The following is a 22,674-nucleotide window of genomic DNA, read 5'->3' as shown; positions in this document are numbered from 1 at the left end:
GGGCAGCCACCGCCCGCTGCGGTGCGTCAGGCGGCCGGCGCAGCCTGGGCCTTGTCCAGCCCCAGCAAGCGCACAGCGTTGCCCTTCAGGATGCCGGGCATCACCTCGGGCTTGAAGCCCGCTTCCTGGAAGTCCTTCATCCAGCGCTCGGGCGTGATCAGCGGGTAGTCGCTGCCGAACAGCACGCGGTCCTTCAGCAGCGTGTTGGCGTACTGCACCAGCTGCTTCGGAAAATACTTGGGGCTCCAGCCCGACAGGTCGATCCACACATTGGGCTTGTGCGTGGCAACCGAAAGCGCCTCGTCCTGCCACGGAAAGCTGGGGTGAGCCATCACGATCTGCATGTCGGGGAAGTCGATGGCCACATCGTCCAAGTGCATGGGGTTGCTGTACTCCAGCCGCAGGCCGCCACCGCAGCGCATGCCGCTGCCAATGCCGCTGTGGCCGGTGTGGAAGATGGCCGGCATGCCGTATTCGGCAATCACCTCGTAGATGGGCCAGGCCATCTTGTCGTAGGGGTGGTAGGCCTGCACCGTGGGGTGGAACTTGAAGCCCTTGATGCCGAACTCCTCGATCAGGCGGCGGGCTTCACGCGCGCCCATCTTGCCCTTGTGCGGGTCGATGCTGGCGAAGGCCGTCATCATGTCGCTGTTGGCCTTGGCGGCCTCGGCGATCTCTTCGTTGGGGATGCGGCGGCGGCCCATCTTGGACTCTGCGTCCACCGTGAACATCACCAGGCCAATCTTCTGCTCTCGGTAGTAAGCCACCGTCTCCGCAATGGTGGGGCGGCGGCCGTTCTTGAAGTACTTGTCCGCAGCGCGGTCGTACTCCTCACCGTAGTTGTCAAAGGGGTTCCAGCAGCTCACCTCGGCGTGGGTGTGGATGTCGATGGCGATCAGATTGGCGTGGTCCATGCGTGTCTCCTGGGTTAGCGCCCGCCGGTGCGGTGTCAGGTCCCCAGCATGCGCCACGAGGCATGACACAGATCAAGGGTAAACACCAATAAAAAACGGGCTTGGCTTGCTTGAATTGATTATGAACTATAACCACAATTCAACCAACACGAAAGCCTCTATGACCCATCCAGACATCCATTTCGAGCTGCGCGGCGACCACCAGGAAGTGGCCGTGATCCGCCTGACCCGCGCGGCCAAGCGCAACGCGCTGAACGACGGCCTGATCCTCGCGCTGCGCGACCTGTTCGAGAAAATGCCCAGCACCGTGCGCGCCGCTGTCATTGATGGCGACGGCCCCCATTTCTGCGCTGGACTGGACCTGTCGGAGCTGAAAGAGCGCGACGCCGGCCAAGGCCTGCACCACTCGCGCATGTGGCACGCCGCGCTGGAACGTGTGCAGTACGGCCCCGTGCCGGTCATCGCTGCGCTGCATGGCGCCGTGGTGGGCGGCGGGCTAGAGCTGGCCAGCGCCTGCCACATCCGCGTGGCCGACGAATCCACCTTCTACGCGCTGCCCGAGGGCTCGCGTGGCATCTTCGTGGGCGGCGGCGGCGCGGTGCGCATCCCCAAGCTCATCGGCGCTGCACGCATGACGGACATGATGCTCACCGGCCGCGTCTACAACGCGCAGGACGGCGAAAAAGTCGGCTTTGCCCAATACCTCGTGCCCGAAGGCCAGGCCTTTGCCAAGGCCTTCGAGCTGGCCGTGCGCGTGGCGCAGAACGCCCCGCTGACCAACTACGCGTTGATGCACGCCCTGCCCCGCATTGCCGAGCAGCCCGCCGACCAAGGCTTCTTCACCGAAGCCATGATGGCCGCCATCGCCCAGAGCGCACCCGAAGCCAAGTCCCGCCTCGCCGACTTCCTGGAAGGCCGCGCCGCCAAGGTCCGCAAGGACTGAGCCCGCCCCCAGTCACCCCTTGCCCCTGCTGGAACCCCCTATGAGCGACCTCTCCACCCCCCTCGCCCCGGCCCGCTACCGCCCCGTGACCTTCGGCGTGACCCGCGTCAGCCTGCGTGAAGGTGCCCCGGGCGTGCGTTACCTGCAGGCGGACCTGCCCCTGGGCGCCTTTGCCCGCCGCGTGACGGACTACCTGGTGCACTGGGCCGAGACCACGCCCGACCACAGCTTTCTGGCGCGCCGCGAGCAACTGCCCGGTGGCAAGACGGGTGAATGGCAGCATGTGAGCTACGCCCAAGCGCTCGACGCCGCGCGCAGCATCGGCCAGGCCCTGCTGGACCGGGGCCTGAACGCCGAGCGCCCGGTGGTGGTGCTCAGCGAAAACACGATTGAGCACGCGCTGCTGGCGCTGGGCTGCATCTACGCCGGCGTGCCCTACTGCCCCGTGTCGCCCGCCTACGCCACCGTGAGCCAGGACTACGACAAGCTGCGCCACGTCATCGACACCCTCACCCCCGGCCTGGTCTTTGCCGCCGACGGCGCGCGCTACGGCAAGGCCATCGCGGCCACCGTGGCGGCCGATGTCGAAGTGATCCTGGCCCAGGGCGCGCTGGAGGGCCGCAAGGCCGGCACGTTCCAGAACCTGCGCCACACCCCCGCCACCCCGGCGGTGGACGCGGCCATGCACGCCACCGGCCCCGGCACCATCGTGAAGTTCCTGTTCACCAGCGGCTCCACCAAGATGCCCAAGCCGGTCATCAACACCCAGCGCATGTGGTGCGCCAACCTGCAGCAGATCTCGCTGTCGCTGCCCGTGCTGGCCGAGGCCTCGCCCGTGCTGGTGGACTGGCTGCCGTGGAACCACACCTTCGGCAGCAACCACAATTTCGGCCTCACGATGATGCATGGCGGCACGCTGTACATCGACGACGGCAAGCCCACGGCCGCACTGATTGGCGAGACCTTGCGCAACCTGCGCGAGATCGCCCCCACGGTGTACTTCAACGTGCCCACCGGCTTTGAAATGATTGCCGAGGCCATGAAGACCGACGCCCAGCTGCGCGCCAACCTGCTGTCACGCGTGCGCCTGTTCTTCTACTCGGGCGCCGGCCTCGCCCAGCCTGTGTGGGACAGCCTGCACGCTACGCAAGAGGCCGCCATTGGCGAGCGCATCGTGATGTGCACGGGCCTGGGCATGACCGAATCCGCTCCCTCGGCCATGTTCTGCAACAGCCCCGACGTGCGCTCGGGCCACATTGGCGCGCCCGTGCCCGGCATGGTGCTCAAGCTGGTGGAGGTGGATGGCAAGACCGAGGTGCGCTACCGTGGCCCCAACGTCACGCCCGGCTACTGGCGCTCCGACGCCGCCACGCGCGATGCGTTCGATGACGAAGGCTACCTGTGCACCGGCGACGCGGTGAAATGGATCGACGAGGACAACATCCACCGGGGTCTGGCGTTTGACGGCCGCATTGCCGAAGACTTCAAGCTCTCCACCGGCACCTTTGTGAGCGTGGGCCCCATGCGCGCCAAGATCATTGTGGCGGGCGCGCCCTACATCCAGGACGTGGTGCTCACCGGCCTGAACATGAAGGAAGTCGGCGCCCTGCTGTTCCCCTCCCCCGCCTGCCGCGAAGTCGCCGGCCTGGGCCCGGACGCCCCCGGGGCCGATGTGGTGGCCCACCCCGCCGTGCGCCAGCGCATCGAAGCCGTGCTGGACGGGCTGGCCCGCGAAGCCACGGGCAGCGCCAGCCGCGTGGCCCGTGCGCTGCTGATGGCCGAGCCGCCTTCCATCGACCTGGGCGAGATCACCGACAAGGGCTCCGTCAACCAGCGCGCCGTGCTCAAGCACCGCGATGCGCTGGTCACGGCCTTGCACGACGACACGGCACCGGGCATCCTCAAGCCCGGCGCCTGAAACCCCACCCCGAACAGGACAGACCCACCATGCAGATTCAAGGACAAGCCGCCCTCGTGACCGGCGGCGCATCGGGCCTTGGCGAGGCCACCGCACGCGAACTGGCCCGCCTGGGCGCCAAGGTGGCCGTGCTCGACCGCAATGCCGAGCTGGCCGAAAAAGTTGCCGCTGAAATTGGCGGCGTAGCCTGCCCCTGCGACATCACTGACGCCGCCAGCGTGACCGCTGCGCTGGAGAAGGCTGCCGCCGCTCATGGCCCCGCCCGCATCCTCATGAACGTGGCCGGCATCGGCAGCGCCAAGCGCGTGGTGCAGCGCGACGGCAGCGCAGCACCGCTCGAAGACTTCGTGCGCGTGATCAACATCAACCTCATCGGCAGCTACAACGTGAGCCGCCTGTTTGCCGCCGCCTGCAGCAAGCTGCCCACGCTGGACAACGGCGAGCGCGGCGTGATGATGTTCACCGCATCGGTGGCCGCCTTTGACGGCCAGGTGGGCCAGCAAGCCTACAGCGCCTCCAAGGCGGGCCTGGCCGGCATGACGCTGCCCATGGCGCGCGACCTGGCGCAGCACGCCATCCGCGTGTGCACCGTGGCGCCCGGCCTGTTTGCCACGCCGCTGATGAAGGAGCTGCCCGAGTCCGTGCAAGAGTCGCTGGCGGCCAGCATCCCCTTCCCGCCACGCCTGGGCAAACCCGAAGAGTTTGCCGAGCTGGCTTGCCATATCGTGACCAACGGCCACCTGAACGGCGAAGTCATTCGCCTGGACGGAGCCCTGCGCATGGCGCCCCGGTAAACAACGAGCGCACCACTTCAACCAACAAATAACAAGAGGGCGCGCAAGCGCCCCAGCTTGACCCCCGAGATTTCCGTCAGACACACACCAGGAGACATCAGCATGACCACCACCCGCCGTCAATTTGTTCAGGCCCTTGGCGCCAGCGCCGCGCTGGGCGCCTTCCACCCCTTTGCCGCCCATGCCCAGGTGGACCAGGTGAAGGTGTACTTCGGCTTCCCCGCCGGCAGCTCGGGCGACACCGTGGCCCGCCGCGTGGCCGAGAAATGGGCTGGCAGCGCGTTCAGCAAGAACCCTGGCGTGGTGGAAAACAAGCCCGGCGCAGGCGGCCGCATTGCGCTGGAGACGCTCAAGGCAGCGCCCGCTGACGGCTCGGTGCTGGCCGTGGCGCAGGTGTCGGCCCTCGCCAACTACCCGCACATCTACAGCAAGATGAACTACTCCGACAAGGACTTCGCGCCTGTGTCGATCGCAGCCATCATGCACCACGGCCTGGCCGTGGGCCCCATGGTGCCCGCCAGCGTCAAGACGGTGAAGGACTTCCTGGCCTGGGCCAAGGCCAACCCCAAGGACGCCAGCTACGGCTCGCCCGGTGCAGGCTCCACTCCCCACTTCCTGGGCGCGCTGCTGGGCATCAACAGCGGCGTGGACCTGCGCCACGTGCCCTACCGCGGCTCCATTCCCGGCGTGACGGACGTGGTGGGCGGCCAGGTGGCGGCCATGTTCACGCCGCACGGTGACTTCATCGCCAACTACAAGGCGGGCAAGCTGCGCATCCTGGCCACCTCGGGCCCCAAGCGCTCGCAGTACGTGCCCGACGTGCCCACGTTTGCCGAGCAAGGCTTCCCTGAGCTGACCACCGAAGAATGGTTTGGCTTCTACGCCCCGGCCGCCACGCCCAAGCCGGTGATTGCTGCTGCCAACGCTGCCATCAACGCTGCGCTGAAGGAAAAGTCGGTCATCGACAGCCTGGCCATCGTGGGCCTGATGCCCCATGGCTCCACCCCTGAAGAACAGGCCCGCTGGCAAAAGGCCGAGTACGACAGCTGGGGCCCGCTGATCAAGAAGATCGGCTTCACCGCAGAGTCCTGATCCCTCCTGCGCCGCAGGTCCGGACTGACCCCAGTCCGGGCTGCCGCATGGCAAAAAATACAAGAAAACAGCCGCTAGCGCCCATTCAACAAGCGCAGACAGCTACTAATAAGAGAGCAAACCATGCAAGCCCGCCAGACCCTTGCCGACATCCAGCACCTGCTGACCACCGTGCTGAAGGCGCCCACGCGCTGGCAGGGCCTGGCACCGTTTGTGGATACCGACGGCGACCTGGCGGCCCAGGTGCTGGACGAGGCGGCCAAGTTTGTGGACAGCGCCATCGCCCCGCTGCAGCGCAGCGGCGACGAAGAAGGCTGCCGCTTTGACGGTGGACGCGTGCACACACCCGCAGGTTTTCGCGATGCGTACCAGGCCTTTTGGCAAGCGGGCTGGCCGTCGCTGTCTTGCGCGCCCGACGATGGCGGCCAGGGCCTGCCTGCGGTGCTGGAGTGTGTGCTGTTTGAATGGCTGGCCGGTGCCAACCACGGCTGGACCATGGCCCCCGGCCTGCTGCACGGCGCGTACGAATGCATCAAGCACCACGCCAGCGACGAACTCAAGGCGCAGTACCTGGAGAAGGTCGCCACCGGCGAATGGCTGGCCACCATGTGCCTGACCGAAGCCCACGCGGGCAGCGACCTGGGGCTGGTGCGCACACGCGGCGTGCCCCAGCCCGACGGCAGCGCGCGGGTGAACGGCAGCAAGATTTTTATCTCCGGCGGCGAACACGACCTGACGGACAACATCGTGCACCTGGTGCTGGCCCGCCTGCCCGATGCGCCTGCGGGGCCCAAGGGCCTGTCGCTGTTCCTGGTGCCCAAGATTCTTCAGGATGGAAGCCACAACGCCGTGGTCTGCGAGCGCATCGAAGAAAAGATGGGCCTGCACGGCAGCCCCACCTGCGTGATGCGCTTTGACGACGCCACCGGCTGGCTGGTGGGCGAGCCGAACAAGGGCCTGAACGCCATGTTCGTGATGATGAACGCCGCCCGCCTGCACGTGGGCCTGCAAGGCATTGGCCTGCTGGAAGCCGCGTGGCAAAAGGCCAGCGCCTACGCCGCAGAGCGCCGCCAGATGCGCGCGCCCGGCGCCAAGGACACCAGCCTCATTCAAGACCACCCTGCCATCCGCCGCATCCTGCACACGCAGCGCGCCTGGATCGACGGCGGCCGCGTGCTGGCCTACCACACGGCCCTGCAACTCGATGTGGCCAAACACAGCACCGACGCCGGCGAACGCGCCGCCGCGCAGCGCTGGTGCGCGCTGGTCACGCCCGTGCTCAAGGCTGCACTCACCGACCAGGCCTTTCACGGCGCCAGCGCCTGCCTGCAGGTGTTTGGCGGCCACGGCTATGTGCGTGAATGGGGCATCGAGCAGATCGTGCGCGACGCGCGCGTGGCCATGATCTACGAGGGCACCAACGAGATCCAGGCCATCGACCTGCTGGTGCGCAAGGTGCTGGCCGATGGCGGCCAAGGCCTGGCAACGCTGCTGACCACACTGCCCGGCGCAGCCCCCAGCGCCGCCGCCAGCGCTCGCCGCCATGCCCTGGTGGAGATCACGCAGACCCTGGCGATTGCCGCCCAGTCCGACCCCGAACTGCCCTACTGGGTGGCCGACGACTACCTGCGCGCCGTGGCTCTGGTGCTGCTGGAATGGGCCTGGGCCCAGATCGGCGCCGCCCGCCCCCACCGCGCGGAACAATCCACGGCCGCCACAGACCGCTGGACCCCACCCGCCCAGGCCTTCGCCCAGTGGGTGCTGCCCGAGTTCGATCTGCGCACCGCCATCCTGCGCCAGCGCATTGCCCAGGCGTTTGAATTCAGGCCCCAGGAGGCCGCAAGCGCATGATTCATTTGCGCCAGCAGCTCCTGATTCAGTAGCAAAACACAAGCTTCATCCATCTCCCACCCACAGCGTGTTGAGGCCACGTTGCGGGGTTCCTTGCGCCTCAAAAAAACCACTGGAGACAACACCATGCGCTTGAAGATGAGAAGAAACCGGATGCGTGCCCACCACCCCCTGGCACTCTCGGCCGCAGCCGCCGCCTTGCTCATGGGCTGCGGCGGCTCGTCCGATGCCGCCCTGCCCCAGCTCTCCGCTGCCACCCCCGCCACACTGCAGTCGTGCGCCACGCTGGCCAGCAGCCTGGCGTTGCCCGACACGCGCATCACCTCGGCCGAGCAAGTGCCCGCCGGCCCGCTGACGCTGCAGGGCGTGACCACCCAGGCGCCCGCGCACTGCCTCGTCAAAGGCAAGATGAAAGAGCGCACCGGCCCCGTGGACGGCGCCAGCTACGCCATTGGTTTTGAAATGCGCCTGCCCGTGGAGTGGAACGGCCGCTTTCTGCACCAGGCCAACGGCGGCCTGGACGGCAGCGTAGTGCTTGCGCTGGGCTCGGTGAGCGGTGGTGCCCCCGTGGCGCCCGGCCTGGTGCAAGGCTTTGCGGTGCTCAGCTCTGACGCAGGCCACGGCGCGCCCACCCCGTTCTTTGGCGTGGACCCGCAGGCCCGGCTGGACTACGGCTACCAGGCCGTGGGCACCCTCACCCCCATGGCCAAGAACCTCATCAAGAGCGCCTACGGCAAGGCGCCCGACCGCTCGTACCTGGCCGGCTGCTCCAACGGCGGCCGCCACGCCATGGTGGGCGCATCGCGCTATGCCGAGCAGTACGACGGCATCCTGGCGGGCAACCCCGGCTTTCACCTGCCCAAGGCCGCCACCACGCAGCTGTGGAAGGCCCAGCAATACGCCAAGGTATCCACCAAGGACGCCAGCGGCCTGCCCGACCTGACCACCGCTGTGAGCCCGGCCGAGTTCAAGCTCATCAGCAGCAAGATCGTCGCCAAGTGCGACGCGCTGGACGGCGCCACCGACGGCCAGGTCAACGACGTGGCCGCCTGCCAGACCGCCTTCAACCTGCAGACCGACGTGCCCACCTGCACCGGCGCGCGCGACGGCAGCTGCATCACCAGCGAGCAAAAGGGTGTGCTGGCCAGCATCTTTGCGGGCCCCAAGAACAGCAAGGGCGAAGCGCAGTACGCCGGCACCTGGTGGGACCCCGGCGTTGCCGGCGCCAACTTTGCGTCGTGGCACTTTGGCGCCCCCGCCACGCGTGACGCGGGTGCGGTGGCCTTCATCTTCACCTCGCCCCCATCCAGCGTGGCTGCGTTCACCGCCATCCCCGGCATGCAGTACGCGCTGAACTTCAGCATGGAGACCGACTACCCCAAGATGTTCGCCACCAACACCACCTACACCGAGTCGCCCTGGTCATACATGACCCCGCCCAACGAGACGGACCTGAGCACCCTGAAGAACCGGGGCGCCAAGATGATCGTCTTCCACGGCGTGGCCGACGGCGTGTTCTCGCCCATGGACACCGCCAACTGGATGGACCGCCTGCAGGCCAACCACAGCGGCAAGGCCGACGCCTTTGCCCGCCTGTTCCTGGTGCCCGGCATGAACCACTGCTCCGGCGGCCCCGCCACCGATCAGTTCGACATGCTGGCCCCGCTGGTCGCCTGGGTGGAGCAAGGCAAGGCCCCCGACAGCGTCACCGCCAAGGCACGCGGCGCAGGCGCCAATGTGGTCAACACCGAGCTGCCCGCCAGCTGGTCCGCCAACCGCACCCGGCCGCTGTGCGTGTACCCCAAGGTGGCCCGCTACAACGGCACGGGGGATGTGGAGAGTGCGAGCAGTTTTAGCTGTAAGTGATGGCCACCTGAAAGTGAGAAGCCCGGCTTGTGCCGGGCTTTTTCTATGGGCGAAGGGGTGACCGAAAGCTCTGCTTCATGCCCCCCGGAAGTTCCAGAATTTTTGGCCCGCACTACAAACTTGCGAGAAGCGATCCACGTGGATTCTTTGGCGGCTTTGCAGCGATTGCAGCCGTTCGCATCTCGGTCACGAATGGGGGCTACCGGCTACAAGCTGTCATACGTATCCGATACTGTCGCTAGTCCTTTTCAAAATTATTCAGAAATCTCTTGTTCAGAAGGCCTAAGCGCCCTACATTAGTTCCGTTGCAGCAGCTTTTGCTTACTCGCGCTGCAAGCAGGTTCGATCTGGGCAGCGGTACCCCAAAACCGCACACCTCCACCGCACACCACGTCACTGTGGGCTCTTCGGTGGTCTGACTTTTCCCTAGGCAAGCTTCAATTTAACGACTTTCACGCAGTCGTTTTTGCCCATGCTTCGTTGCTCATCGTGACGGCATGAATCCGGGCTACACGCGCCCGAGCACCATTGTTTTTAATGTCATTTGTAAACACCCATTCGTTCGCCGTCGGTAAGTTCCGGATCACACCGCTTAGCCGTGCTCATGGTGGCGATCAACACACCGCCTTGCTCTCCATCAAGAGTGGGCGAGGAAGCCAGACACATGACCGGGTCTACACCTTCAAGCCCGAGTTCAAGACGCAAGACAGCGCCCTGATGTATGCCGCCACGCAAGGTCGTAACTGGCTAGTCAATCCCGCCTCTCTGGCGTAAACCGCAACTTCAAGGAGGCTCTATGGCCAAGGAAGAACTCATCGAAATGAACGGCAAGGTGGATGAAATGCTGCCTGACACTCGCTACCGAGTGACCTTGGACAATGGCCACAAATTGATTGCCTATACCGGCGGCAAGATGCGCAAGCACCGAATCCGGATTCTGGCGGGCGACAACGTCACGCTGGAGATGTCCCCCTACGACCTCACCAAAGGCCGGATCACCTTCCGCCACATCGAAAACCGTCAGCCTCGCTCTGCGGGTGCGCCCGCTTTCAAGCGCAAGCACTGATTTCACTCACAACTGTTTTAACCTGCGCCCCCACTTTGCAGGGCACTTTTTTGAAAGGCTCAAAATGAGCAACAAGCTTTATATCGGCAACCTGTCTTACTCGGTTCGCGACGACGATCTGCACCAACAGTTTTCTCCCTTTGGCCAAGTCCAATCGGCCAAGGTCATGATGGAGCGCGACACAGGTCGCTCGAAAGGCTTTGGCTTTGTCGAGATGTCGAGCGGTACGGAAGCCGAGGCGGCTATCCAGGCTATGCATGGCAAGAATATCGGGGGTCGTGACCTGACCGTCAACGTTGCTCGCCCGATGGAAGCCCGTCCGCCCCGTAGTGGTGGCTACGGCGGCGGCTACGGAGATTCCCGTCGCAACAGCTATTGATCGTTGACTGATCACCCACAAGAGCCAGCGCAAGCTGGCTTTTTTCATGACGCTTGTTGAGAGGGGCTGCCTTGGCCGGAGTGGGGCATAAGAGTGAGATAGCCCCCTGATTCCCCGGTCCCGTCCTATCGCTTATCTTTGAGATAGGAATAGGACTATGAATACGACTAGGCATACGGAGTCGGTGGAGGTGATTCTGAAAGACCAGCGCCGCAGGCGCTGGTCCCTCCCCGAGAAGGCAGCCCTGGTGCGGCGCACCTACGAGCCGGGCATGAGCGTGTCGCTGGTGGCCCGTCAGGAAGGCGTGGCCGCCAGCTTGTTGTTCCAGTGGCGCAAGCTCGAGAGGCAAGGCGCGTTGACTGCTGTGTCCGCTGGTGAGGCCGTGGTTCCCGCGTCTGAACTCGCGGCTGCTCGTGCGGAGATTGCCAAGCTACAACGGGTACTGGGCAAGAAGACCTTGGAGAACGAAATCCTCAAGGAAGCCGTGGAGTACGCCGCCGAAAAAAAGTGGATTGCGCGCTCGCCCTTGTTGCCCGGGGAAGACCTGTGAAGACGGTCTGCCGGACAATGGGGCTGGCGCGCTCGCATGTGCGTGAGCTGCTGGGACGCAGTGACGACTGGACGGATGGTCGCACCCATCGCTCACCCAAGGACGATGCCAGCTTGCTGGACGAACTGCGCCAGGAGATTGCCGAGCTGCCTAGCTATGGCTACCGACGAGCGTGCGCGTTGGTCAACCGCAAGCGCACGGTTGCCGGCGAGGCACGGGTCAATCCCAAGCGCGTGTATCGCGTGATGGCGCAGGCGGGTTTGCTATTGCCCAAGGCGCCGCGGCGACGCCAGTCGGCCCGCACGCACGAGGGCACGGTGTCCGTGACGCGCAGCGACCTGCGCTGGTGCTCTGACGGCCTGGAAATCAAGTGCGACTCGGGCCAGACGGTGACGGCCACCTTCGCCAAAGACTGCTGCGACCGCGAGGTCATGGCCTGGCGGGCTTGGGAGGGCAAGGGACTGCCGGGCGAGCCGGTGCGCGAGATGCTCATCGAAGCGGTGGAGCGGCGCTTCGGGGCGGTTGAGGCCGTCCCCAAAGGTTATCGACTGGAGTTTCTGAGTGACAACGGCGGGGCGTACATCGCGGCAGACACGCGTGCGCTGGCACGTTCGCTGGGCTTGCAACCCATCAACACACCCGTGTGCAGCCCGCAGAGCAACGGGATGGCCGAGAGCTTCGTGAACACCTTCAAGCGAGACTACGTGGCGCGCATGGACCTGCGCGACGCACAGACCGTGCTGGCGCAGTTGCCTGCCGCCTTCGAGCACTTCAACGAGGTGCATCCGCACTCGTCGTTGAGAATGCGCTCACCGCGGGAGTTCAGGCGGCAGCAGGCCGCCCAAGTGCGCCGGGAGCCAGCGATGGACCAGGCGCTTTATTGCGAATAGGATGGGGGCGGGAATACGGGGGCAACATCAAGAGCAGCCGGTTTGCCTCGACGCCACAGTGCCATCAAAAGCGTATCGCTCACCTTTGAGGCCTGCATGGTGTCGTTCATCGACTAGCCGACGATGCGCCTCGAACACAAGTCCATTACTGCGGTTGCGGAGAGCCAGACCTCAAGCACCAACGCGGACTGCTGCTTACACGCACACTACTTTCACGGGGGGATATGAATTCTCCCGCTGATCAGAAACACAAAAAGCGGTACCGACGCTGGGATTACGCCATGAAACTAGACCACTTCCTGACTGAGCATATCGAGGAGATCCTCTCTGAGTGGGAAGACTTTTCGCTGACCCTGGTGCCAGAGGCCTCGACTTCTCAACTTGCTTTGCGGAACTACGCCAGAGGGATGCTGCAAGCCATAGCCCTTGACATCGAGACTGTTCAGAACCCTGAACAGCAGTACCAGAAGTCACGTGGCAATGCGCCGCATCTGGTCGGTGCCGTTCAGACTGCCGCTTCTAGCCATGGCAGCCAGCGGCAGGCGCACGACTTTTCCTTGCTCCAGTTGTGTGCAGAGTTTCGTGCGCTTCGCGCGACGGTATTGCGTCTTTGGTTGCCTAGAGTTGGAGCGATGACCGAGGTGATCTCAAATCAGATGGTGCGCTTCAACGAGTCCATCGATCAAGCCCAGGCCGAAGCAGTCGTCACCTATTCGTCCAAGGCGGATCAGACACGCGAACTTTTCTTAGCCATTCTGGGCCATGACCTGCGGATGCCGTTGTTCTCGATGCGATTGGCAGGGGAGCGCTTGAAGCGGGCTGATTTGTCGGCCGCCGAGATCGCGGAAACCGGTGATCGAATCCGCAGCAGCACCCGGCTCATGAACAGTATGGTGGCCGATCTGCTGGGCTACACGCGTACACAACTCGGCAGTGGTATGCCTATCGTTCCTGCATTGGTAGATGTGTACACGGTGTGTGAATCGGCATTGGAAGATGCCATGGCGGCGCACCCGCTCAATAGTTTTGAGCTGCAGACCACAGGCAAAACGACAGGAGTCTTTGACGGAGTAAGGTTGCACCAACTTTTTGCCAACCTTCTTTTCAACGCTGCGCAGTATGGTGACCGCGATAGACCGGTGGTAATCGGTGTTCATGGCAAAGCCAACGGTATCAACGTACAAGTCATAAACCACGGGCAGCCGATTCCGGCTGCGTCGCTTATTGCGATCTTCAAACCGTTGGTTCAGCTGCCTGAAGAGGGCGCACAAGACGAGCGTCCGCGTACCAGTCTCGGTTTGGGTCTGTTCGTGGCGCGTGAAATCGCTGAAGCTCACGGTGGCTCAATCGAAGTGCAATCGGACGCTGAAAGGGGAACCGTTTTTACGGTGCAGCTTCCTGCAAGACCAGAGTCTAATAACTGAAAAGTTAAGCGGCTGCGCGGTAGTAGGTGGAGCTTCAACCACAGTCAGCCAGACTGACGCGGATTTGGCGTCCCGATGTCTGCTTTTCAGCGGTTGAAGTCACCAGTTCCCGCACCGCACCGTAACGTCACGTCACGTCACGCTCGGTATCCGGAGGTCGTCATCTGAAGAATATGGGGACTCGCGGGCACGATGATTGGTTTCAGAGACGCAGCCGACTTTGGCGAGACATCTCTGCGAAATCACACTGAACGGCCACGGCCTCAACTACAAATAGGAGCTGTTAACGCGCAGGCTCCGAGGGAGCTTCGAACAACTTCGACGTTAAAGTTAAAAATTGTCTAGCGAAGCGGGTGAAGTCCATTAACCTTATTCGAGCCATCGCACATTTTGCAAGACTTCCTCAAAGAAGCTGCGTAGGCTTACTGTACTCATCGTGTATGGATCGAAATCAGAAGTGCCAGAGTACTTGAGAAATATTTGCCGATTCGCTTCGAGCGAGGCGATCAGTCCCATCGACCAGCCGGTGAAGCGACGGCAGGGTATTTCACTTAAATCTAATAGTGCAGTGTCGCGATGTCGGCTGTCCTTGAGCAGACGGTGATAAAGACCATTGACTACTCCACGATCACCTTCCAATAGCTGTAGAAAAATACCATTGTTCAAGCAGAGAGCACCCGTAATCCCAGCGCGGGTGTTGTTGCGCTGGGAGGCCCCCAGAATGTCTTTCACGTCTGCTGGTCCCAGTACGCGCGAGCATCGGCTTGCATAGATTAACTGCACTAACATATTTAGCTCCTATATTTCTCGCTAATCCGGAAGTGGTGATCCCGGACAGATGCCAAGGGAATCAACCCGGTAAGAACAATATTTCTTTAAGTCGACTGTTGCAACAACGTGGTCGGCTGGTACCGTCGCTACGCAGCGCAGTTGCGCGAGGTTGTTGCGCACCGCCACCATCGCGCTGCCGGTGTCGCCCTTTTTCACAGGAACATAGACGGTCAGGTCGACCTTCTGAATGGCCCGAACCACGTACGGGGAGAACTTCGTTGAGCTATTCCCTAGTTCGCCGCCAATGCCGTGGCATGTGCACCAAAACCATTGACACCACGCCGGTCAGCGCGTCGAGCACGCTGTAGACCGGCATCCGTAGCAAAGTGCGTTGACTAAGCCGAAGACAGCAGTCAGGCGCTGCCTACTTTTGCATGGGTACGTCGAAAAATGCTTCATGTTGACGGGTGTAGATACCGGGGAAGGCGCGGAGCAAACTCGGCTATTTCAAGCAATTCGTTGCGCATTGTACTGCCTGGTATGAAAAGTTACCAGTTGGTTTTGCATGACTTCTTCCATCCATCGGAGAGTTGATTTACGCATACCTCGCCCTTCGATATGCTCACAACGCGAACGTAAAGGAGAGAAGCCAATCAAAGATCTGGCCGTGATGAATGCATAGGTCGAGGGTTGCCGCCGCCCTACCGCATCGGCGCCTCAAGAGGCGCGGGCACTGCCCCACTAAATGTGTAGCGCCCTAGTCGCTGGCCCTAAGCCCACACACATTCCCGCTCTAGGTGTTACATAGGCTTCCCTCAGTTTCCCAGACACATCGAACGACATGAAGCGGTGGGGAGGCAAACATACCAAAGATGAGGAGAGCGTTTTCAGACGAGTTCAAGCGTGAGGCTTTGAAGCTGCTCAAGCAGCTTGGTGCGAAGGTCACGCGCATAGCGAAATACCTGGGCATTGAGCAAAGCGTACTGCGCCGCTGGGTCAGCCAGGAGTAAGGCGGCGTCATGGATATGCGTACCCACGAGCCTTTGCGCTGCGCGTCTGAGTCTGAGGTCGGGCAGCTTAACGAGAGTTACGCCGGACCCAGTTCCTGTTTCGCTAAGGCGTATGAGTACGTGGCAGGCCAAGATCTAAGAAGCCCGAAATGGCCGTTTCTGCGCAAAGCGGTCGGTTGTCAACTACGGGAGGAGCGGCTGCTCTCAGCCTGAAGCAGCCACTCTCAAATACCTGCTTCGCGATGCGTCTCGCCCTACTTCCTCAGTGGCTCAATTCACGCCATCGATTACCAGTCAACTCGCAGTAGTGCCGTCCCGCCAAACGAAGACCTTGGCAAAGCTGAACTCCGGGGTTGGGTGATTCGCGCGCGGTCGGGCTGATGCAGGCCAGACCGTCGCCAGAAATCAGCGGCTACTCCGACGCCTCCTGTGCCTGTTCGGTCAAGCCTTGCCGCTTGCTAGCCCCTTCTTTCGCCTTCTTCCCTTGGTCGTGATGCCACTTGATGGCGTAGAACATGCAGGTGCCAAACACGAGCACCTTGAAGGTGATGAAGACTATCGGGACCCAATCCATTTGTGACGGCTTTCCTGGTTGCTGATGGGCACCCACTACGGTCAAGTGCATTGCCTCAAAACGCTGCTTCAGCAGCTTCATCGTGTTCAATCCATCGTCGATTTGCACATCGGCAGCACGGGGCCAATGATCTGAAAACTTGGTGCGATGCTATCGGGCCTGCTGTGCGGGCGTAAGCATCAGTTCTGCCTAAATTTTCCGTAGCAGATGGAGATTGCCATGCCGGGCGGCTGCATGCAAAGCGGCGTTGTCATAAGGGCCGCATGGAGCCGCCATGCGCAGGCCGTGGGGTGCGCCGCGTGAGCAGACGTAGCGCCGGTTGCACACAACGCCGAACGGGCACACACACAAGGCCTGCATGAGAGAACCCCATGCAGGCCTTGGATGGGGTGGCAGTGCTACTGCCAGGTGCTCAGAACGGCAACCCCACGTAGTTCTCCGCCAGCGACCCCAGCGCCTTCTCCGACGAGAACAGATACGCCAGGTCCGTGTCCTGCAGCTTCTGGTCATACGCCAGCGACTCGGGGAAGGTGTGCAGCATGGTCGTCATCCACCACGAGAAGCGCTGGGCCTTCCACACGCGGGCCAGGGCCTTTTCGGAGTATTTGTCGAGGCCGGTGCTGTCGCCATCCTTGTAGTGCGCGACCATGGCGTGGTACAGGTAGTAGATGTCGGATGCGGCGCTGTTCAGGCCCCGTGCGCCGGTGGGCGGCACGATGTGGGCGGCGTCGCCGGCCAGGAACAGGTTGCCGTAGCGCATGGGCTCGGCCACGAAGGAGCGCAGGGGGGCGATGGACTTTTCGATGGACGGACCGGTGACGAGTTTGGCGGCCACCTCGGCGGGCAGGCGGCGTTTCAGCTCGGCCCAGAAGGCTTCGTCGGACCAGTCTTCCACGTTGTCCGTCAGCGGCACCTGGATGTAGTAGCGGCTCAGCACCTGCGAGCGCAGCGAGCACAGCGCAAAGCCGCGTTCGTGCTTGGCGTAAATAAGCTCGGGCGAGACGGGCTTGGTGCGCGAGAGCACGCCCAGCCAGCCGAAGGGATACACCTTCTCGTATTCCTTGAGCACGTCGCGCGGGATGGACTTGCGGCTCACGCCGTGAAAGCCGTCGGCGCCGATGACGAAGTCGCAGTCGATGCGCACCACCTCGTCGCCGTTGCGGTAGGTCACATACGGGTTGGCGCTTTTCAGGTCGTGCGGTTGCACGTCTTCGGCGTTGTGGATGACGACGCCCTTCATGCGGTCGCGCGCTTCATACAGGTCGCGCGTCAGCTCGGTCTGGCCGTAGACGACCACCGAGCTGCCGCCGCTGTACTTGTGCAAATCGACCCGGTCCATTTGGCCGTCGTGGGCGATGATGAAGCCGTCGTGGATCTCGCCTTCCTTGTCCATGCGCTCGCCGCACTGGGCCTCGCGCATCAGCGCGGCAAAACCGTGTTCCAGCACGCCGGCGCGGATGCGGCCCAGCACGTATTCGCGGCTTTGGCGCTCCAGCACGATGGTGTCGATGCCCTTGAGGTGCAAGAGCTGCGAGATCATGAGGCCCGAGGGGCCTCCGCCGATGATGCAAACCTGGGTTTTCATGGTGTCTCCAGTAGTGGTTGGTGTGTTCATGACATGGGTCAAACGGACCACCCAAAGATACGTGGCACAGTCGCCGCGTTGAATGGACGGATGGAGCCAGAACATGGACTTTTCGAACATCGGAACTATCCACTCGTACAGCCTGTTCGGCGAGTCGCAGCACCTGCCCGATGTGCTGCACTGCGAGACGATTGCCGAGCGGTCGGCGCTGCACGACTGGGAGCTGGCGCCGCACCGGCACACGCGGCTGCACCAGGTGCTGCTGATCACCTCAGGCGGGGGCGTGGCGCACCTGGATGGCGAGCGGGTGCCGCTGTTTGCCGGTGCGCTCATCAACGTACCGCAAGGGCATGTGCACGCGTTTCGCTTTACGCAGCACACGCAGGGCTGGGTGGCCACGCTGGCGGATGAATTGATGGACGAGATTTTTGTGCGCGTGGGCGATGTGCGGCGCGACCTGGCGCGGCCCGCCGTGGCGCCTGCGCCGCCAGAGCTGCACCAGGCCATGGGCCAGGTCTGGCAGGAGTTCTCGGGCCGCGCCAAGGCGCGCGCGCTGGCGCTGCGGGGGCTGAGCGCCACGCTGCTGGGCTGGGTGGCGCGCGCGATGGAAGAGCACAGCCCGAGCGATGCGGCGGCGCCAGAGTCCAGCCTGGTGCAGCGGCTGGAGGCGTTGATCGAAGCGCATTTTCTGGAGCACTGGCAGGTGGCGGACTATGCGCGAGAGCTGGCCGTGTCACCCACGCACCTGAGCCGCGTGGCGCGGGCTGCCACGGGCGTGTCGGCCCAGCGGCTGATTGAGGCGCGCCTGATGCGCGAGGCGCGGCGCAACCTGGCCTACACGCACCTGGGCGTGGCCACCATTGCCTACACGCTGGGCTATGCCGACCCGGCGTACTTCACCCGCGCCTTCACGCGCGATGCGGGGCTGTCGCCGCGTGCGTTTCGGGCGCAGGTGGCAGCGTCGGCGCCCACCCCGGCGATGTGATGCCGCGTGACAGGCTGCTGACACGCCGCTGTCAGCAGCCCCCGCTCACCATCGGGGCTTCTTTCTTTCCATCACCCATTGAACGACAAGGAGCCTTTCGTGAAAAACGCCATCGCCTGGTTTGAAATCCCCACCACCCAGCTGGACCGCGCCCAGGCCTTTTACGAAGCCGTGCTGGGCCAGCCCATGCGCCGCGAGAACATGGGCCCGAGCGAAGGCGCCGTGTTTGCCTACGACCCCGAGGCCGATGGCGCGGGCGGCGCGTTGATGATGGGCCCCACGGCGCCCCAGGTGTCGGGCAGCGGCACACTGGTGTACCTGGACGCATCGCCCTCGCTCGACGCCGCGCTGGAGCGCGCGGTGGCCCAGGGCGGCCGTGTGGCCCTGCCCCGCCAAGCGCTGCCGCCGGGCATGGGCTTCTTTGCGCACATCCATGACCTGGATGGCAATCGTGTCGGGCTGCATGCGCCCGATTGAAACCAGGCACCGATCCCTCTCACCGAAAGGAGACCCCATGGAAACACAGGAACTGCACCGAGGCCGGCTGATCGACCACATCCAGCTCGTGGTGCGCGACCTCGCCGCCAGCCGCAGGTTCTATACGGCCGTGTTCGACGCACTGAACGTGCCCATGGGCGGCACGGCCGAGGACTACTTCTGGGCGGATGAGCTGTTCGTCTCCACGGCCGACAGCGTGGCCGCACAGGGGCACCTGACCGGCCGGCACCACCTGGCCTTTCAGGCGCAGGACCGGGCGACGGTGGACGCGTTCTACCGCGCCGCGCTGGCCCACGGCGGCACCGACAACGGCGCGCCGGGCGAGCGGGGGGCTTACCACCCCGGCTACTACGCGGCGTTTGTGCTGGACCCGGACGGCAACAACATCGAGGCCGTGTTCCATGGCGACGCGCAGCGCAGTGCGGCGTCGGTAAAGATCACGTTCTGAGGTGTGGGTCAGCCCGCCTCAGGACGGGCCAGGCCACGCAGCGGGATGGGCGTGGAGAACACGATGGACGTGCGCGTTTCGCCATAGCCGTTGATGTCGCCCAGAAAGCGCTCCAGATCGGGCAGGTCGCGCGCCACGACCTGCATCACATACGAGTCGTTGCCGCTGACGTGGTGGCACTCAAGCACCTGGGGCGACTGGCGCAGCTTGTCGATCAGTGCCTTCTTGCCGGGCTGCGGCACGTTGATGCCCACCACGGCACGCACACCGTAGCCGACCTTGGCGGGATCGATGTCGGCATGCACGCCGCGCACCACGCCCGCCTCTTGCAGGCGGCGCAAGCGCTCCAGCGTGGCGGGCACCGACAGGCCCACGGCCTCGGCCAGTTCCTTGAGCGAGGCGCGGCCATCGGCCTGCAGCGCGCTGATCAGGCGCCAGGCTTTGTCATCGACTTCCATACAAGCCTTTATCGATGGGAACAGAAAAAAACGAAACCCAATGCGGGATCCGCCGAATTTTCTGCATTCTCTACCGCCAGCCGCCGCCCTAGCATCGGTGCATGGACTTCACTTCACTCACCGTGTTTTTGCAAGCCGCCGTCATCGGCGTGCTCATCGCGGCCCCTGTGGGCCCCATTGGCCTGCTGACCATGCAACGCACCCTGGAGCGGGGCCTGGCGGCCGGGCTGGCCACGGGCCTGGGCGCCGCTGCGGCCGATGCGGTGTATGGCGCCGTGGGCGCTTTCAGCGTGCGCTGGCTCATCGACGGGCTGACGCACGCCAAAACGCCGCTGGCACTGGGCGGCGGCGCACTGTTGCTGGTGCTGGCGTGGCGCACCTGGCACGCGCCGGTGGCCCACAACGCTGCCCCGGCGCGCGATGCACGGGGCCTGCTGGGCCTGGCGGCGGGCACGTTTGCGCTGACGCTGGCCAACCCGGCCACCATCGTGTCGTTCATTGCGGTGTTTGGCTCGCTGGGCAGCGGCCGGCCGAGCCTGCCGTCACCACTGTGGATGGTGGCGGGCGTGCTGGTGGGGTCTGCTGCCTGGTGGCTGCTGCTGACCAGTGCGATTGCCTACCAGCGGCAGCGCTTCACACCCGCCTGGCGCCAGCGCATCAACCGGGCGTCGGCCTTGCTGCTGGGTGGATTTGCGTTGTGGCAGTGGGGGCAACTGGCCTGAGGCTTTGCGTTACGCGCAGGGATGCTGCAAAGGTACTGACACTGCGGTGTCAGCAGCAGGCCCGCACTATCGGTGGCTTCTTTGACCAGGAGCTTTTTCATGACCGACGCCCTGCTGCAACACCCCCTTTGGCCGGATGCCGAGCCTGTGCGCAACGACATGCCCCTGTCGGCAGCGACCTCTGCAGCCGCCACGCGCCGCAACTGGATCGCTGTGGCCTGCGCCCAGCACGCCCGCCGGGGCTGTGCCACACCGGGCGCGGGCTACATGCAGGTGTGCCATGGCAAGGTGGCGCCCCTGCAGCGCATACACCCCGGCGACCGCGTGGCGTACTACGCGCCCACGGTGACCATGGGCGGCAAGGACCGGCTGCAGGCATTTGTCTCCATCGGCATCGTGCTGCCGGGCGCACCGTATGCGTTTGACATGGGCGGCGGGTTTGTGCCGTCGCGCCGGGATGTGACGTATGTGCCTGCGCGTGAGGCGGCGATTGCGCCGCTGCTGGACGCGCTGGAGTTTGTGGACGACCGCCAGCGCTGGGGCAGCAAGTTCCGCTTTGGGCTGTTTGCCGTCAGCGACCACGACATGCGCCTGATTGCGCAGGCGATGCGGGCCGAGCTGCAATCACTACATTTTTAATAGCGCCTCAGGCAATCTGCACTAGCGCATCCGGCCCAAAAGGCTTCAAACCGATTTCGCACAGCCCCGTGGGGCCCTCGAACAGCCTGCAGATGGGCGTCAGCACACCGCCATCAACGTGTCCACCACCCGGCGTTGGGCAGCAGTCAGGGCGGTATAGCCTTCACGCAGCAGTCGCAGCACGATGGCGTGGATTTCAATTTCGCTAGCGGGCATGGTCTTCTCCTTGAACGGCAACAGTGGGCGGCCGCCGCGTGGCTGGCCGATGACATGGGCACCTGCCACGACACAAAGAGGCGGGCGCCCGGGCCTGCCCCACCATGGACCAAGCCCCGATGCCACTGTGCCGAGGAGGCAGCGAAGGCGGTAGCGCGATAAACGGGGAAGTTCGCGGGCTTTTTGGCGCGCCGCTCTGCAGGCAAAACGCCTAAGGAGAGGTGGCCCCGGGCACGTAGGCGTCGATGACTGGCGGCTCGCTGTCCCCGGCTGCGGTGCGGGCCAACTTGAACCAGGTCCAGGTCTCCACATCGGGCGCGTCGTAGCTGCCGTAGGACTGCCCGCCCCACGAAAAGTACGAGCCCTTGTTGCCGGTGGTGAGCGTGCGCTTGCCCACAGCCAGGCCGCCGTCTTTGAGCAGCGCCAGCCGGAACCCCTGCAGCTTGCCAGAGGTCCCGGGCTCGTTGCCGGACGACGCGGTCTGCGGAGCCAGGTCGCGCATGCCGGAGCTGCAGCGGGCCTGCGCGCCGCTGTAGGTGACCAGGCTCCACTGCCGGGTGAGTGAGGTGCGCACGTTGCGCGCGCGGTTGATGGTGCGCGTGCGCAGCGTGGTTTCGCCGCGCTGCTGCTGCACCCAGACCTGCATCTCGGCCGAGCCGGTAAAAAACGGCAGGCTGCCCCGCACACCCGCAGGCGCCACCTGCGGCCAGGCGTACACCCCTTGCAGGGACGGGCAGCCGAACCAGCTGCTCTGCACGGGGCCAAACGCCGCAGGCGGCTTGGGCGACCCTTGCACCTCCGGCCCGCAGGCCGTGAGGGCCAGGCAACACAGGGCCAGCGTCGCGGCCCCGCCGATGCGCTGCACGCGCCGGTGTGGGGTGCGCAGGGCGCTGTGCGATGGCAAGGGAGCGGCAGCGGTCATGGTGTCTGGGCGGTGGTGCAGCCTGATTGTCGGGCTGACCACGGGGCCTGCATTTGCTCCAATTTTGATAGCTGCTTGCGCACATTCCACTGGCGCATCAGCACCAAAAGACTTCAAAACCGTGTTGACGATCCCCCAGACATGACCTGGAGGGTCGTC

Annotated in this window: 22 protein-coding genes; 16 read left to right on the top strand and 6 right to left on the bottom strand. The window is 64.1% G+C overall.

All coding sequences use genetic code 11. The features are described from left to right. Window positions 1-26: 26 nt before the first annotated feature. A complete protein-coding gene (locus C8C99_RS16100) occupies window positions 27-914 on the bottom strand; it encodes an amidohydrolase family protein (protein WP_108626296.1) in 888 nt (295 codons plus the stop codon). A gap of 160 nt (window positions 915-1,074) precedes the next feature. Between C8C99_RS16100 and C8C99_RS16095 the strand changes: the two genes are divergently transcribed. The 10 genes from C8C99_RS16095 (at window position 1,075) to C8C99_RS16045 (ending at window position 13,687) form a co-directional block, all read left to right on the top strand. Further along, the gene (locus tag C8C99_RS16095; protein WP_108626295.1) at window positions 1,075-1,857 is read left to right on the top strand and encodes a crotonase/enoyl-CoA hydratase family protein; all 783 of its coding nucleotides are present in this window, start codon (window positions 1,075-1,077) and stop codon (window positions 1,855-1,857) included. 40 nt (window positions 1,858-1,897) lie between these two features. Further along, window positions 1,898-3,775 carry a feruloyl-CoA synthase gene (locus C8C99_RS16090; RefSeq protein ID WP_108626294.1) on the top strand — a complete coding sequence of 626 codons (1,878 nt, stop codon included), beginning with the start codon at window positions 1,898-1,900 and terminating at the stop codon, window positions 3,773-3,775. 29 nt (window positions 3,776-3,804) lie between these two features. After that, the gene (locus C8C99_RS16085) at window positions 3,805-4,569 is read left to right on the top strand and encodes an SDR family NAD(P)-dependent oxidoreductase (RefSeq protein WP_108626293.1); all 765 of its coding nucleotides are present in this window, start codon (window positions 3,805-3,807) and stop codon (window positions 4,567-4,569) included. A gap of 102 nt (window positions 4,570-4,671) precedes the next feature. Continuing rightward, entirely contained in the window at window positions 4,672-5,661 is a 990-nt protein-coding gene (locus tag C8C99_RS16080) for a Bug family tripartite tricarboxylate transporter substrate binding protein (protein WP_108626292.1), read from the top strand. Between the two features lie 123 nt (window positions 5,662-5,784). Further along, entirely contained in the window at window positions 5,785-7,512 is a 1,728-nt protein-coding gene (locus C8C99_RS16075) for an acyl-CoA dehydrogenase family protein (RefSeq protein ID WP_108626291.1), read from the top strand. A gap of 153 nt (window positions 7,513-7,665) precedes the next feature. Beyond that, the gene (locus C8C99_RS16070) at window positions 7,666-9,378 is read left to right on the top strand and encodes a tannase/feruloyl esterase family alpha/beta hydrolase (protein WP_108626290.1); all 1,713 of its coding nucleotides are present in this window, start codon (window positions 7,666-7,668) and stop codon (window positions 9,376-9,378) included. Between the two features lie 796 nt (window positions 9,379-10,174). Then, a complete protein-coding gene (gene infA, locus C8C99_RS16060) occupies window positions 10,175-10,444 on the top strand; it encodes a translation initiation factor IF-1 (RefSeq protein ID WP_108626288.1) in 270 nt (89 codons plus the stop codon). A gap of 64 nt (window positions 10,445-10,508) precedes the next feature. Beyond that, complete coding sequence (locus C8C99_RS16055) at window positions 10,509-10,823, top strand: RNA-binding protein (protein ID WP_108626287.1); 315 nt, start codon at window positions 10,509-10,511, stop codon at window positions 10,821-10,823. Window positions 10,824-10,980: 157 nt separating this feature from the next. After that, a protein-coding gene (locus C8C99_RS16050) for an IS3 family transposase (protein ID WP_233247246.1) occupies window positions 10,981-12,263 on the top strand; the annotation gives its coding sequence in 2 pieces (ribosomal slippage) (window positions 10,981-11,317 and window positions 11,317-12,263; 1,284 coding nt in all). A gap of 281 nt (window positions 12,264-12,544) precedes the next feature. Then, a complete protein-coding gene (locus tag C8C99_RS16045; protein WP_108626286.1) occupies window positions 12,545-13,687 on the top strand; it encodes a sensor histidine kinase KdpD in 1,143 nt (380 codons plus the stop codon). Between the two features lie 369 nt (window positions 13,688-14,056). On the opposite strand, the gene C8C99_RS16040 is transcribed toward C8C99_RS16045, so the two are convergent. Further along, the gene (locus C8C99_RS16040; protein WP_108626285.1) at window positions 14,057-14,476 is read right to left on the bottom strand and encodes a BLUF domain-containing protein; all 420 of its coding nucleotides are present in this window, start codon (window positions 14,474-14,476) and stop codon (window positions 14,057-14,059) included. Window positions 14,477-15,330: 854 nt separating this feature from the next. Here C8C99_RS16040 and C8C99_RS24435 point away from each other — a divergent pair. Beyond that, the gene (locus C8C99_RS24435; RefSeq protein WP_108626284.1) at window positions 15,331-15,468 is read left to right on the top strand and encodes a transposase; all 138 of its coding nucleotides are present in this window, start codon (window positions 15,331-15,333) and stop codon (window positions 15,466-15,468) included. 412 nt (window positions 15,469-15,880) lie between these two features. On the opposite strand, the gene C8C99_RS16030 is transcribed toward C8C99_RS24435, so the two are convergent. Together C8C99_RS16030 and pobA are read right to left on the bottom strand one after the other, a co-directional pair. Further along, window positions 15,881-16,123: a hypothetical protein gene (locus tag C8C99_RS16030; protein ID WP_146186029.1), complete on the bottom strand. Its 243-nt coding sequence runs from the start codon at window positions 16,121-16,123 to the stop codon at window positions 15,881-15,883. A 331-nt stretch (window positions 16,124-16,454) separates the two neighbouring features. Next, entirely contained in the window at window positions 16,455-17,627 is a 1,173-nt protein-coding gene (gene pobA / locus C8C99_RS16025; protein WP_108626282.1) for a 4-hydroxybenzoate 3-monooxygenase, read from the bottom strand. Window positions 17,628-17,730: 103 nt separating this feature from the next. Here pobA and C8C99_RS16020 point away from each other — a divergent pair, with 103 nt between their 5' ends. The 3 genes from C8C99_RS16020 (at window position 17,731) to C8C99_RS16010 (ending at window position 19,558) form a co-directional block, all read left to right on the top strand. Beyond that, the gene (locus C8C99_RS16020; protein WP_108626281.1) at window positions 17,731-18,612 is read left to right on the top strand and encodes a helix-turn-helix domain-containing protein; all 882 of its coding nucleotides are present in this window, start codon (window positions 17,731-17,733) and stop codon (window positions 18,610-18,612) included. A gap of 99 nt (window positions 18,613-18,711) precedes the next feature. Next, window positions 18,712-19,089: a VOC family protein gene (locus C8C99_RS16015; RefSeq protein WP_108627206.1), complete on the top strand. Its 378-nt coding sequence runs from the start codon at window positions 18,712-18,714 to the stop codon at window positions 19,087-19,089. Between the two features lie 37 nt (window positions 19,090-19,126). Further along, window positions 19,127-19,558 (top strand): VOC family protein, encoded by a 432-nt coding sequence (locus tag C8C99_RS16010; RefSeq protein WP_108626280.1) that lies wholly within the window; start codon window positions 19,127-19,129, stop codon window positions 19,556-19,558. Window positions 19,559-19,566: 8 nt separating this feature from the next. Here C8C99_RS16010 and C8C99_RS16005 read toward each other — a convergent pair whose 3' ends face one another. Continuing rightward, entirely contained in the window at window positions 19,567-20,016 is a 450-nt protein-coding gene (locus C8C99_RS16005) for an Lrp/AsnC family transcriptional regulator (protein WP_015012065.1), read from the bottom strand. 101 nt (window positions 20,017-20,117) lie between these two features. On the opposite strand from C8C99_RS16005, the gene C8C99_RS16000 reads away from it, so the two are divergent. Both C8C99_RS16000 and C8C99_RS15995 read left to right on the top strand, forming a co-directional pair. Next, window positions 20,118-20,738, top strand: a complete 621-nt coding sequence (locus C8C99_RS16000; protein WP_108626279.1) for a LysE family translocator — start codon at window positions 20,118-20,120, stop codon at window positions 20,736-20,738. Window positions 20,739-20,837: 99 nt separating this feature from the next. Next, a complete protein-coding gene (locus tag C8C99_RS15995) occupies window positions 20,838-21,377 on the top strand; it encodes an EVE domain-containing protein (protein WP_233247244.1) in 540 nt (179 codons plus the stop codon). Window positions 21,378-21,804: 427 nt separating this feature from the next. On the opposite strand, the gene C8C99_RS15985 is transcribed toward C8C99_RS15995, so the two are convergent. After that, the gene (locus C8C99_RS15985; RefSeq protein WP_233247243.1) at window positions 21,805-22,515 is read right to left on the bottom strand and encodes a hypothetical protein; all 711 of its coding nucleotides are present in this window, start codon (window positions 22,513-22,515) and stop codon (window positions 21,805-21,807) included. Window positions 22,516-22,674: the final 159 nt, after the last annotated feature.

It is taken from the genome of Acidovorax sp. 107 (assembly GCF_003058055.1).
Classification (GTDB): domain Bacteria; phylum Pseudomonadota; class Gammaproteobacteria; order Burkholderiales; family Burkholderiaceae_C; genus Acidovorax.
This window is presented reverse-complemented; position numbering and strand designations above follow the sequence as displayed.